Source organism: Virgibacillus sp. 7505, assembly GCF_002272135.1.
Classification (GTDB): Bacteria; Bacillota; Bacilli; order Bacillales; family Amphibacillaceae; genus Terribacillus.
Map to the genome: position 1 here is coordinate 18,279 of NZ_NPBF01000014.1, position 12,386 is coordinate 30,664.

Genomic DNA, 12,386 nt, shown 5'->3' on the forward strand with positions numbered 1-12,386 from the left:
CACCCCATAAAGGGTGTTTTTTATTTAGCTTTCGACCTAAGCAACTGATGTGGTTGTTTACGTGGGACGCTAAGACAATACCAAAACCCGGAGGTGGCAGGTGAATGTAAATGGATTGGAATACGGTTAGAGAAGAATACGAGACAAGTGATATTACACTGAAAGCATTAGCTGAAAAGCATGATATAAAGCTTGGTACATTGAAAAGTAGGAAAAGTCGTGAAGGATGGTCGAGGGATGCAACTCCTGCTAAAAAGGTTGCAACCCCAAAGAAGAAGGATGCAACCAAGAAAGAGATGCAACCAGAAGAGTTAGTGCCAGAGATTGATGAAGATGGATTGACCAACAAACAGCAATTATTCTGCATTTATTATGTTAAGTCATTTAATGCTACACAATCAGCAATAAAAGCTGGTTATAGTCCCGATACTGCTCATGTGCAGGGAAGTCGACTGTTAAAGAATGATAAGATTGCAGCTGAAATTCGCCGCATAAAGCAGGACTTAACTGATAGCCTGTTTATTGATGCGCAGGATGTGCTGGCGAAGTATGCTGCTATCGCCTTTGCTGATATAACCGACTTTACGACCTTCGGTAAGAAAGAAGTCGAAGTGATGGGCATGTTCGGTCCTGTTGAAGATGAAGACGGCAATGTGATGATGAAAGAAGTTAATTACGTGGACTTCAAGGAATCCAACATGATCGACGGCACTATCATTACTGAAGTGAAGCAAGGTAAAGATGGCGTAGCTATTAAAATGGCTGACAAGATGAAGGCGCTGGATGTGCTGACTAAATACTTTGAGCTGTTGCCAGATAGCTATAAACGCAGATTGGCAGAAGAGAAGATGCAGCTTGAGAAAGATAGATTCGCATTCGATAAAGCGAAAGCTAACCTTGATGATGACGAATACGAGGATGATGGATTCATGGATGCATTGGATAAGGCTGCTGAAGGAGCGTGGGACGATGACGGTGACGATGGAAGCAATACCGAAGCCGAAGAAGCTTAAGCCGGCGCTGTTTAAGTTCCAGCCGTTCTCCAGAAAGCAGATGAAGGTGCTGACATGGTGGAATAAGAAGACTCCCGTTCATGATAAAGACGGCATTATATGCGATGGCTCGGTTCGTGCTGGTAAAACAGTCGTGATGAGCCTTTCTTACGTTATGTGGGGCATGCAGTCATTTAATGAAGAGAACTTTGGAATGGCTGGTAAAACTATCGGGGCACTCCGACGTAACGTAATTACTCCGCTTAAACGGATGCTGAAGTCCAGAGGATACAAGGTCAAGGATCATCGAGCAGACAACTATCTGACGATAACGAAGAATGGGGTAAGCAATTACTTCTATATCTTCGGTGGTAAGGATGAAAGCTCGCAGGATCTTATTCAGGGTATCACGCTGGCTGGCATGTTCTTTGACGAAGCAGCACTAATGCCACAGTCATTCGTGAGCCAGGCAGAAGCACGTTGCTCTGTTGATGGCTCGAAATATTGGTACAACTGCAACCCAGGCAGTCCTTATCATTGGTTCAAGACTGAATACATCGATAAGCTGCAGGAAAAGAACCTGATTCGCCTACACTTCACGATGGACGACAACCCATCGCTTTCTGAGCGAGTTAAAGCTCGTTATAAGCGCATGTTTACCGGTGTCTTCTACAAACGGTTCATTCTCGGCTTATGGGTTCTTGCTGAGGGCGTTATATATGACATGTTCAACAATGATAAAGGCGGACACGTTGTAGAGACTATTCAGCGGCGGTACACAGATTACTACGTCAGTATTGACTATGGTACTCAGAACCCTACGACATTCGGATTGTGGGGCAAGTTCGAGAAGAAATGGTACAAGGTCAAGGAGTATTACTACAACGGCCGCGAGAAGTCCAAGCAGAAGACCGATATCGATTACAGCAAGGACTTGAAGGAGTTCACAAAAGGTCTACGGGTCAAAGGGGTTATCGTGGATCCATCTGCATCCAGCTTCATAGCGCAACTGAAGAAGGATAGGTTCCATGTAATCAAAGCCAAGAACGATGTGCTGGAAGGAATTCGTAATGTGCAGTCAGCATTGAGTGATTACCTGATTTACTTCAACGACTGCTGCAAAGAGACATTCAAGGAGTTCTCTTCTTACATCTGGGACGAGAAGGCAGCCAATCGAGGCGAGGATAAGCCTGTGAAGCAATTCGACCATACGATGGATGCTGACAGGTATTTCATAAATACTATCCTATTTGCTCCTCAAGGAGGTATCAGCAGTTCTAATGTCTGGTAAAGAAGATATATTCAAACTTTATGCCATTATCAAACATTGTTCAGATTCGCTTATGGAAATCGAGAGGTTATGCAGCAGAGCAGAACATTACGGTGTCACGATGGATGATATAAAAGAAATCAAGAGACAGGCAATTATAGGAGCAAGAGGCAAGGATGGTATAGGATGAATAACCTAACCAAACGGAAGACTGATATCCGCATATGCGAAAGGCTATCATCTGGCAAGCTTCTGAACATTTACTTCCATCGTAAGTTAGGCAAGCCTCCTACAAAGTATTGGTACGTCGGTGTATGCGTCTCTGAAACTCGCAAACAAGCAAATTTGTGGTTCAACAAGCAGAGTAAGCAGCTGGATATCACGGGTGACGGTACTCTGGAAGCATTGATGAGAGCAAAGGAAATCATTCTTGAAGTCGTTCATATGCTTGGCTATGACGAGGAGTTAATAGTTGAGTGGCAGGATGAAAGACGACGCAGTGCATACCGTTGGCTTAAACGATATGGATTCCAAGATTACTATGACGATGATGGGAACCTTATTGGCTATGGCATTGCAAATCCAGACCTATACGAATTCATACCAACACAAGCCGAGTAGGCTTTTTTATTTTGCACGAAAGAAGGTGAGAGAATGCCAAATGGTCCGATCGAGTGGACGAAATGGGGAGAAGACGTGATAAAGGAATATCACGGCCCTATTTCAGATTATCGCAAACTATACGATGGTGATCACACCGAATTGTTCGGCCGAGCAAAAGACTTGGTCGATAAGGGTGAAATCGTCGATAACATTACAGAGGGTAAACGCAAGGCTATAAACGTCCGTCCGCCTTATATCATAGCCAATGTAGCCAAGTTAATACCTGAGATACCCGCAACGCTGGTGGCGCGATCTATCGGCAAGATACAGTCGTCTGTAAAATCAACGGATGAGCAGAACGAGAGTTTGGATGAAGAAACAGAGAAAAAGATTGATGGTCCTAATGATGATTCGTTCAACGGCACCGTACTAGATATCCAGAATGAACTGATTAAGCAGATCGATAAGAACAGCAAGCTGCAGTTCGAGCACTGGTCAAATATTGTCGCGCATCAAGTCGATGGTGGCCTTGTTGGCTGCGTGTGGGAAGATGAGCGTGGCATAAGGCTGGAATTCAAGCAAAGAGATGTCTACTTCCCACATGAAGATGAATTAGGCAGTGATCTTGCCTACTATTTTGAGCGAGAAGATGAAAAATATCTGCATGTATATAGAGAGCGTGTTGAAGAGAATGGATTGCGAACCTCCAACATGCTCTTTTCTATTGGCAGAGATTCCAAAACCAATAGGATTGATGATGAGAAAGCGAAAGAAATCCTTGGTATGAAGGAAACAGACAAGCTGGAAGTATTCTATGAGGGGCGCAACCGTCCATTCATTCAGTATTGGGCGAATGAAAAGACATTTTCCCATCCTTACGGGAAATCAGTTCTCAAAGACCAGTTCGGTAAGCAAGATGAAATCAACTGGACACTGACACGCAGTGGACTAACATTCGAGCGTAACGGTAAGCCGAGACTTGCTGTATCGAAGGAAGTATTCCAAGCACTGCAGGATGCTGCACAGCAGCGATATGGCGATGAAACAAAGATTGACCATCGTGACTTGGAAATCACTACAATGGATGACCAAGGAAAGTCACTGGAAGTCATCCAAATCGACATCACCAAGATCGGTGACATCCAGTGGGTTAAAGACCTCATGAAGCTCATGTTCGTAGAGACAAGGACTTCTGAAAAGGCGGTCGATTTCTACATGGACGAAGGCGGCAGCCCGGCACAATCCGGTGTTGCTAAGTTCTACGACCTGTTCACATCCATATCCAAAGCCGATCAGTTGCAGAAAGAATATATCTACTTCCTGCAACAGCTATTCGAAAGTGCGCTGTGGCTGGCTAATCAAGATGATCCTGCTGTGATTATAGAGGAACCGGAAATCACAGTTCAATCCATGGTACCGGTTAGCCGTAAGGAGCTTATCGAAGAGAATATGATTCCATTCAACGGCAGCAAACAGGCGCAGTCGCTCGAGACAACTGTACGCCGCATTAATCCTCATGCATCGGAAGAATGGATTCAAGAGGAGATTGTACGTATCGAAGAGGAAGCAACATCGAGCAACAGCATGTCAGCTGGCGCTATGACGCTGGCTAACTTCATGGATAATCCAGCTGATCGTAGCAATGAGCAGGAAACCAACGAGGAAGAGGAGGAGGCAGAAGATGAAGAAAGTTAAAATTGAGCTTGAACAAAAATTGACGTACTCCGAAGAAATGGTCGTAGGAGTGCCAGATTACTTGTCAGCAAATGATCTCTCTATACTCGTTGAAGGCATCCTTCAAAATCGTCCTGATGTAAGTCCGAAAGATGTAGCCTATATTCTCGAAAATGAGTATGAACTGAAAATAGATAAACAATCTTTTAATTTTCCAGAGCAAAGCAGCGACTCCGAAACAGAAGTATTCAATGTTTACGATGTAAAGTAGGGTAGGCTCTTATGAATGAGGAACAACTACTCAAATACATCACAGCTTCCGTATCAGCCATTAACGACCAGGTACAAGATGCAGGTGACCTACAACAGGATGATGAAGCTAGCGTGTTGATTGAGTCTATAATACAGATTCTTGAGCAGATGGACATCGATATTAATACTGTCATTCCTGAATTACTCTTGAAAGCTTACTTCGGGGGCATTGACCAAGCTACTGCAATGCTAATTGATGAGGGTATGGATATCGAGAAGGTTGCAGCGTTAACCGCATCCGGTAAAGTTGCAGCACCATTCCAGAAGAAAGTCCATTTGGACGCAGTCAATGAGCTTGTGAGCGATACACTAAGTGATTTTCAGGCCGCTATTCGTACTGCAAAGGGCAGTGCAAAGGACAACATTGAAGACACGCTCAAAGAGGTTAAGAAAGATATAACCAATGGTCTTATTGTTGGAGATGCTCGTAAGGTTATACAGCAACGTGTGGCCAAGTCCTTTGAAAAGGGTGGATTAACCTCATTCGTTACGAAGGACGGCAAGAAGCTGCCGTTGGACTTCTATGCAATGACAGTTACAAGAGCAAAGACACGAGAAGCCACCACACAAGGCTCTGTCAATCGCTATAAAGAGAATAAAGTTACATTAGTCCAGGTCAACGAAAGAAGCGACACATGCGAAGTATGTGCTCGATTCAAGGACATGGTAATCGATCTCACTGGCGATAATCCTGGCTTCAAATCGATAAAGGACAAAGGTGTAAAGCTTCCGCCTTACCATCCTAACTGCCAAGGAACTGTTAGACCGTTTGTTCTGGCGTTCAAAACAGAGGAGCAAATACAAAAGGAAAAGGGCAAATGGAAGTCTTTCAATCCTGAGAAGGACCCCCGTTCTATAACTGCTAAGAAGCAATATGAGCGCAATCAGAAGATAAGGCAGCAGGCTAATGCTGAAAAGAAAGAGTATGCTAAGTGGAAAGCAATGTTTGGTGATGAAGCACCTAAAACCATCGGATCATTCCGGCGCATGAAAAGAGCTAACTCTACTAACTACCAGCATCTTGAAAAAAGATTTGAGAAAGAGAATGTACTCTCATCTCAACGGGAAAGAATCAATAGTGGATATTATCCTAAAACTATCAGTAAAGGTAAACAAAACAAGCATATTGAAGGTACTAACGAATATAAGATGCATATGTTAAAATTAGGGGAAAGGGGATCTAAGCCTTCCATCCTAACCGAAGATCCTGAAAAGTTAGTGAATCAATATAGTGGAACTGGCCGTATTATTGCTAGCAGCTTGAGGAATCCACCTAAAGAGGCGATAACTGCAGGCAAGATTATTGGTCAATATTTTGATCCTGGATCCATGGAATACGTAGATACTAGAGCCTTTATGATTGTTTATTCTAATAATGGGGTCCATTTATATCCGAAGAAGGAGGATGAATATTGATGACTGCGAAAATGTTGGTTAAATTAGCAGAGAATATCGATAAAAAAGTAGAAGTCCATCTGAAGAATGGAGAAAAGCTACGTTGTAAACCACAACAGTATTTAGAAGAGGATTATGAGTCCTTTTTGGTGGAGACATATGAAAATTACGGGTCATATTCAGCTGGCATGTTAGTTGAATTAGAGGAAGATCAAATCTCTACTGTGAAGAAAATCTAAAAAGTCATCTCTCGTACATTTGAAGAGATGGCTTTTTTATATTCTCCTGAAAGGAAGTGATCCTACATCTCGCTTTGCTACTGCGTTATGTAGCTGCTGAAAGGTGGTGGTGATATTGAAGAGTAGTACACTGCATAATGCATTGCTTGCTATTGCATACATCGAATATAGGTATAGCAATAAAAACGAAAGCCGATAAGGCTTATTTTTTTATGCCCAAACCATATTGACGGCGCTAAAAGCTATATGAGTATTGGTTCCTGCACCATAAAGCAGAGGAGAGGAGCAACACAATGAAACCATTCACCGTTATTTATCTATGGATTATCAGTCTACTAACTCCGGCAGCTGCGCCTGCTGTTGAACGTCGCATGCCGTACAAACTTAATCTTCAGTTCTTTGCTGATGGAGAAGATGACGAGGGCGGCGATGAGAATGACGGAGGAGACGACGATGATTCGGATGAGGACGAGGACGAAGATGACACGCCGGATTTAAACGAGCTGCTAAAGAATCCGAAGTTCAAGAAGCAATATAATGAGCGATTCAAGACACAGCTTGGAAAACGAATGAAGAAGTTCGAGGGCATTGACCCTGAAGAGGCTCGCCGACTCAAACAACAGGCAGAGAAGAAGAAGGGGAAAGGCGCTGACGATGATGAAGGTGACGATTCCCAATCAAAGGAGCAAGAACAACGCCTCCTGCGGGCGGAACGCAGAGAAAAGCGGGCGCTAGTAAAAGAAGAAGCGCTGGAACGCGGTCACAATCCTAAGTTGGTTGCCCGTCTTATCGACTTGAATGAAGTGGATCTGGACGAAGACGGAGAGTCAGACAACCTCGAAGAGCTTATCGATGATCTTGAAGCGGAATTCGGTCATCTACTCGGTGGTAGTCGTGACGATAATGAGGACGATGAGGATGAAGACGAACCTTCGACAAAGAAGAAAGCGTACAAGCCTGGTCGGAACCAGAAAAACAATAATAAAACGAAAAAGAAAGATCCGCGAGCTCTCGGTGCTGAACGTGCTGCTGCTCGCCACAAAAAGAAGGAGGACTAATCAATGAATCTACAACCTCGCCGCGAAGTAATCGCAGGACAGAAAGAGTTCTTGCGTAACGCTAATGATCTACAGTTCAAAACAGCTGGTGCAACACTTTCTGGCGCCGACTTTACTGCTGGAGAGTACGTGAAAGCTGGTACCGCAGTGTACAAGGGTGAAGATGGCTTATTCCATCCTTGGGCGGTCGATACGCCTGCTACTGCTCCTGCTGCTGGTCTGACAACACATGATGTCAAAGTTCTATCCAATCAAAATCCGATTGTCGGAGTACTTGCTGCCGGTCATCCACTTGAACGAAAATGCACAGGCGTTAATGCTGCATTTAAAGAAGCTACTAAAGGCCGTCTTGTATTCGATATCTAAAAAACGAAGGTAATTGAAAGGGGAAAAATACATGCCAACACATCTTGATGAATTCCAAGGAGAACAGTTTCAAGGATACGTGGAAAGCGTACCGCCTTCCAGAACTTATCCGCTTGCAAGATTCCTGCCAGTAGAGCCAATTGATGACATCGATTTCTCTTATGGCGTAATCAACAATAAATATGGTCGCGCTGCTTCTATCACTGGATGGAACGCATCTACACCATTGCGCGATAAAAAGGAACTAGAGAAAGTTTACGGTTCTATCGCTAAGATTCAACATGGTTTCCGTTTGGACGAGAAAGAGATCCTGAAGTTTAACCGACCACGTACCGAAGGAGAGAAGCAACGCGCAGTAGAAGCCGTGTATAACGACACTGATGAGCTTATTTATGGTGTTGATGATACGGAGGAGTATCTGCGGGCTCAAGCTTTGTACAATGGGGTGCTCAATTACAAGGACGAAGACAACGATCTTGAAATTGAAGTTACATTCGATTTGCTGGATGAGAACAAAATCACGGCAACTACTCCATGGAGCGATCCTGCTTCTACACCACTTACTGACATTCAGGTGGCTGTCCGTCAGTTCCAGAAGACGAACAAACGCCAGAAGCCAGTGGCTATGCACATGACGAGCGTTACAGAAGCTAACTTGCTGCAGAATGAACAGGTTCGCGTTCAGGTATTCGGTGAGAATAACGGTAATCGTATCGTTACACAAGAAAACTTGCGAGCTGTATTCACTGCACTTGGTCTACCTCCATATGAAATAAACGACGATGTTTATTCCTTAGATGGTGAAGAAGAAGTGCAATTCCTTGCTGATAACAAAGTAGTATTCTTGGGTGCTGATCTAGGGAAAACATTCCTTGGACCGACAGAAGAAAACAACTTCAACCCGGGTAAATTCGGTGTGACAAAACGTGAGTCAGATCCACCACGACAATTTGTTCGCGTTGGTGAAGCGGCATTCCCAGGTCTGCAGCGTCCACAATCCATCGTTCATCTATCTGTATAAGCAAGGCTTCTAACGAGGCTTTGCTTTTTTCTTTATCAAAAATAAAAGGAGGGCATTAACATGCCGAAATATGAAGCAAATGCTTATTTAACTCAAGGCGGAAAGATGATTGCGCCAGGAGAAAAAGTTGAACTTACAGAAGAACAAGCAATTCGTTTGGGTCACAAGCTGAAAAACGCTCCAGGAAAAGAAACCGAAGAGGGCGGTAATGGTGAAGAGAAGTACACTGAGGCTTCCTTGAAAAAGCTTGGTGCTGAAGGACAAAAAGCCATTGTCGAACAAGCAGGCGGTAACTTGGAAGAAATCACAAATGAAGAAAAGCGCATTGCCTTTATCCTAGAAAATCAAGAATAAGCAGGTGATCCGAATGGATTTCCAAACAATAAATGCATATCTAGAAAGCATCTTTAATTCCGATGCTTACACAGCGTTAGATAATGACGCAAGAAAAAAAGCGGTATTCTCTGCCACTGAACTGCTGAAAGATAAATTCGATGAATCCAAGCTAACTGATCGTGCAGTTGCTATCCAAGTCATGTACATGTTGGAAGGAGAAGAAGAGTATTTTGCTGTGCTTAAAAGGCATGGCATTACCTCTTATTCTACTAAGGGTGTTTCAGTCAGTATCAGTGTTGGCAGCATATCCCCTGATGTTCTAACCATTTTGGGATATCACAAAGCCGGGATTGGTAGATTGATATGAAACCACCAATGAGGCACCGGGTCCTCCTGGAGATTCCGGTATTGGACGAGAATGGTCAACCTAAGAAAGATAGATACGGTCGTCCAGTTACACCGGAGCAAGTGGTGAGCAAAGCGCGTGTACAGCGAAAAACAAAGGTTGTCGAAGCATCAGATGGTCAACAACACGAAACAGTGCTGGAGGTTGATTTGCCAACCTACCAAAAGGTTGATTACCAGACAACACTCACCTACGTTGATGCATTAGGAATTCAAACTAAAGGGCAGGTGGTAGCCGTGGAGGATATATTGAATCTATCAGGCTCCAAAGTCTTTTATAGGACTGTTCACATTGGCCAGTAAGGATGGATTCCTGTCGCTGGAATGGGAAGGATTGGAGGAATTAATCGATCAGTTTGAACATATGGGAGACAAGTTTGAGGAAGCTCTAGTCGATGGATACACCGAATATGGCTTGTTAGTCGAAGAAGGCTCCCGAGCGCTGGCGGGCTATGACACGGGCGACTTGGAACAGAGCATAACCTTCGACCGGGCTGAATTAAATGGTGATACCGTCACAGTAGAAGGCGGTTCAAACCTTTCATATGCACTCAGAAGGCATGAAGAACCATATCGAATGGGTGTCCATGATAAATACGATAACGGATCTCTGTTTCCTAATTACTATGTAGGTGGACGGGGTAGAGCCACTGCCCGTAAGCCTACATGGATGGGGATGCGTCCGGGTCGTAAGTTCATGGAGAACGCAATCCTTGCTACAGAAACGAATTACAACGATATGCTGCAGCGTATCATGGATATCACTCTAGGTGGTGGTCGCAAATGATACAAGAATATCTTATGAACCGACTAGCAGCAAAGTTTCCGGGGCTTACCTGGACAACGAGCTTTTATACGAACAATGACAATACAGGCACTATCTATTACGAGGGCGGGAGCAAGCCAAGCACTTATGAAGATAAGATGCGATACCCGCGATACATGATATGGCTACGGTCGTCAAAATGGGCTTATTTAGAAAGCCTTGTAGATCAGATACATGAGGAACTGCACGAGAAGGGAAACTTCACTGTTGCGGTTCCTCTTTATGATGAGCAAGAACGTCAGATTGGTGAGGATTTACTCCATGTTTATTTCATCGAGGCAGCCAGTGATCCAAATAGGATTGGTGTACAAGATGATGTCATGGAATACTCGCTTAATTTTGATGTGACACTTAAAAAAGTTAGAGGAGGAATTCTTGATGGCAACAGTTGATCCGATTCATATCCCTTTTGGGCTATCCGATATCCTAATAGGTGAAGGGGCAGACGCAATTAAATTCGATGGTAAAGACAACTATCAAGCTGAAGGCGGAGAACTTAGTCTTACACCTTCATTTGAGGATATTGTTATCCAAGACTTTGGTACAGGCGTTTACGATCAGCGCCTTGTAGGTTGGGAAGGTACAGTGACTATCACAGCCTCCCACCAAAGCATTAAGATGCTTCAATTGGCTCTTGCAGCCACTGAGGAGATTACTGACGCGGAGTCTGGAGAGCTTACAGGCTTAATGGACTCTAAGATGGGTACATCCATCCGTACAAAAGGCAAAAAGGTTACGATCCACCCTAGACAGTACGCTGTTGATTACAAGGACATGGATATCACAATCTATAAAATGGCTTCCAACGGTGAAATGGCTCGTACATTTGGTAATGAGCAAGGTAACGTCACTATCGAGCTTACAATGTTTGTTCGTGACAATGCTGATGCCAACAAGCCGGGTAACTATTTCTACATTGGTGGAACTGATCCAAACGCTAGCGAAACACCAGCTGCATAAATCAAAAAATAATGAGGGGTTGCCAAAAGGCGCTCCTCTTTTTCATTAGGAGGAAATAGGATGCCAACAACAGTACAGGTGAAAATTAAAGAACAAGATACAGTACGCACAGAAAGCCATGAAATTGAGGATATCGAGTTCTGGCAGTACGAAGAAATGATGAAAGTTGTTACAGACGTATTTTCTGAAGCTGAAAGAAATCCAGAAGTTGCTGCAATGGTTAATGACTTCCTTGGATCTCTTGAGAACGAGAATGATGACCTTGTACTAGATCAGAAATTCATTAAAGGCATTATAGGATCATTTGAATTATTCGCAGTTAAACTGCCGGGACATGCTATCAAGCTAGTATCTGTAATGAGTGGAATCGATCTAGCAATCTTGAAAAAGCAAAAGCTGATGAAAGTCTTGGATATTTATGATGCCGTAATCGAGGAGAACGACATCGAGGCTTTGGTGGAGCGAGGAAAAAAGTCTTTCGCAAAAACCAAGCGCAAGTTGGCGTTCAAGATTGGGGTGGCGAAAGTAACAAACGCAATAAAACCTTCGGCCCAACACTAACAGAAGCATTCGTATTTAAGCTGGCAAAGGATCTCGGGGGAGCAAAGGAAGTTATACATGGTAAAGCTTCCTCAATGCTCATGTACATGGATATGGCATTAAGACGAGATGAGGACCTTGTAGAGCAAAAGAAAGCCGAACAATTTATTCAATACCTAATCGCTATGTATACACGCCCTCCCGCTATGGGAGAGAAGCGCGATCATAAGTTTGAGCAAGGTAAGCGAGAGTTTGTCGAATCTCTTAAACCTAAGCTTCCTGAAAACAAGGGACCAGCGAAGGTATATCAATGGGATGAAGAGTTGATGAAGAGATTGGCAGCTCAACAGAATAAGCCGGGTGGTTTATCGAGTGTTTAGAGAGTTTGC

The 12,386-nt window shown here is 43.8% G+C and carries 19 protein-coding genes; all 19 read left to right on the top strand.

Annotated elements, in window-relative coordinates:
* Nucleotides 1-110: 110 nt before the first annotated feature.
* Complete coding sequence (locus CHH91_RS04535) at nucleotides 111-1,013, top strand: terminase small subunit (protein WP_095222295.1); 903 nt, start codon at nucleotides 111-113, stop codon at nucleotides 1,011-1,013.
* Nucleotides 970-2,283: a PBSX family phage terminase large subunit gene (locus CHH91_RS04540; RefSeq protein WP_286160693.1), complete on the top strand. Its 1,314-nt coding sequence runs from the start codon at nucleotides 970-972 to the stop codon at nucleotides 2,281-2,283. The genes CHH91_RS04535 and CHH91_RS04540 overlap by 44 nt, the downstream gene beginning before the upstream one ends.
* On the top strand, nucleotides 2,273-2,452 hold the full coding sequence (locus CHH91_RS04545; protein ID WP_095222296.1) for a hypothetical protein: 180 nt from the start codon (nucleotides 2,273-2,275) through the stop codon (nucleotides 2,450-2,452). Before CHH91_RS04540 ends, CHH91_RS04545 begins: the two co-directional genes overlap by 11 nt.
* Nucleotides 2,449-2,883, top strand: coding sequence for a hypothetical protein (locus CHH91_RS04550; protein WP_095222297.1), 435 nt, complete (start codon nucleotides 2,449-2,451; stop codon nucleotides 2,881-2,883). The genes CHH91_RS04545 and CHH91_RS04550 overlap by 4 nt, the downstream gene beginning before the upstream one ends.
* A 33-nt stretch (nucleotides 2,884-2,916) precedes the next feature.
* Nucleotides 2,917-4,560: a hypothetical protein gene (locus tag CHH91_RS04555; protein ID WP_176465672.1), complete on the top strand. Its 1,644-nt coding sequence runs from the start codon at nucleotides 2,917-2,919 to the stop codon at nucleotides 4,558-4,560.
* A complete protein-coding gene (locus CHH91_RS04560) occupies nucleotides 4,547-4,810 on the top strand; it encodes a hypothetical protein (protein ID WP_095222298.1) in 264 nt (87 codons plus the stop codon). Before CHH91_RS04555 ends, CHH91_RS04560 begins: the two co-directional genes overlap by 14 nt.
* A gap of 11 nt (nucleotides 4,811-4,821) precedes the next feature.
* Nucleotides 4,822-6,267 (top strand): phage minor capsid protein, encoded by a 1,446-nt coding sequence (locus tag CHH91_RS04565; protein ID WP_176465673.1) that lies wholly within the window; start codon nucleotides 4,822-4,824, stop codon nucleotides 6,265-6,267.
* Entirely contained in the window at nucleotides 6,267-6,485 is a 219-nt protein-coding gene (locus CHH91_RS04570; RefSeq protein WP_095222299.1) for a hypothetical protein, read from the top strand. The genes CHH91_RS04565 and CHH91_RS04570 overlap by 1 nt, the downstream gene beginning before the upstream one ends.
* Nucleotides 6,486-6,778: 293 nt before the next feature.
* Complete coding sequence (locus CHH91_RS04575; protein ID WP_095222300.1) at nucleotides 6,779-7,543, top strand: hypothetical protein; 765 nt, start codon at nucleotides 6,779-6,781, stop codon at nucleotides 7,541-7,543.
* Between the two features lie 3 nt (nucleotides 7,544-7,546).
* The gene (locus CHH91_RS04580) at nucleotides 7,547-7,909 is read left to right on the top strand and encodes a hypothetical protein (protein ID WP_095222301.1); all 363 of its coding nucleotides are present in this window, start codon (nucleotides 7,547-7,549) and stop codon (nucleotides 7,907-7,909) included.
* A 31-nt stretch (nucleotides 7,910-7,940) separates the two neighbouring features.
* Entirely contained in the window at nucleotides 7,941-8,930 is a 990-nt protein-coding gene (locus CHH91_RS04585; protein ID WP_095222302.1) for a major capsid protein, read from the top strand.
* A 60-nt stretch (nucleotides 8,931-8,990) separates the two neighbouring features.
* Nucleotides 8,991-9,284, top strand: coding sequence for a hypothetical protein (locus CHH91_RS04590; RefSeq protein WP_095222303.1), 294 nt, complete (start codon nucleotides 8,991-8,993; stop codon nucleotides 9,282-9,284).
* Nucleotides 9,285-9,297: 13 nt separating this feature from the next.
* Nucleotides 9,298-9,633, top strand: a complete 336-nt coding sequence (locus CHH91_RS04595; RefSeq protein WP_095222304.1) for a hypothetical protein — start codon at nucleotides 9,298-9,300, stop codon at nucleotides 9,631-9,633.
* Complete coding sequence (locus tag CHH91_RS04600) at nucleotides 9,630-9,974, top strand: hypothetical protein (RefSeq protein ID WP_095222305.1); 345 nt, start codon at nucleotides 9,630-9,632, stop codon at nucleotides 9,972-9,974. Before CHH91_RS04595 ends, CHH91_RS04600 begins: the two co-directional genes overlap by 4 nt.
* The gene (locus CHH91_RS04605) at nucleotides 9,964-10,458 is read left to right on the top strand and encodes an HK97 gp10 family phage protein (protein WP_095222306.1); all 495 of its coding nucleotides are present in this window, start codon (nucleotides 9,964-9,966) and stop codon (nucleotides 10,456-10,458) included. The genes CHH91_RS04600 and CHH91_RS04605 overlap by 11 nt, the downstream gene beginning before the upstream one ends.
* Nucleotides 10,455-10,889, top strand: coding sequence for a hypothetical protein (locus CHH91_RS04610; protein ID WP_095222307.1), 435 nt, complete (start codon nucleotides 10,455-10,457; stop codon nucleotides 10,887-10,889). Before CHH91_RS04605 ends, CHH91_RS04610 begins: the two co-directional genes overlap by 4 nt.
* Nucleotides 10,876-11,457 carry a hypothetical protein gene (locus tag CHH91_RS04615; protein ID WP_095222308.1) on the top strand — a complete coding sequence of 194 codons (582 nt, stop codon included), beginning with the start codon at nucleotides 10,876-10,878 and terminating at the stop codon, nucleotides 11,455-11,457. Before CHH91_RS04610 ends, CHH91_RS04615 begins: the two co-directional genes overlap by 14 nt.
* A gap of 60 nt (nucleotides 11,458-11,517) precedes the next feature.
* The gene (locus tag CHH91_RS04620) at nucleotides 11,518-12,018 is read left to right on the top strand and encodes a hypothetical protein (RefSeq protein ID WP_095222309.1); all 501 of its coding nucleotides are present in this window, start codon (nucleotides 11,518-11,520) and stop codon (nucleotides 12,016-12,018) included.
* 74 nt (nucleotides 12,019-12,092) lie between these two features.
* Complete coding sequence (locus CHH91_RS04625; RefSeq protein WP_095222310.1) at nucleotides 12,093-12,377, top strand: hypothetical protein; 285 nt, start codon at nucleotides 12,093-12,095, stop codon at nucleotides 12,375-12,377.
* Nucleotides 12,378-12,386 lie beyond the last annotated feature (9 nt).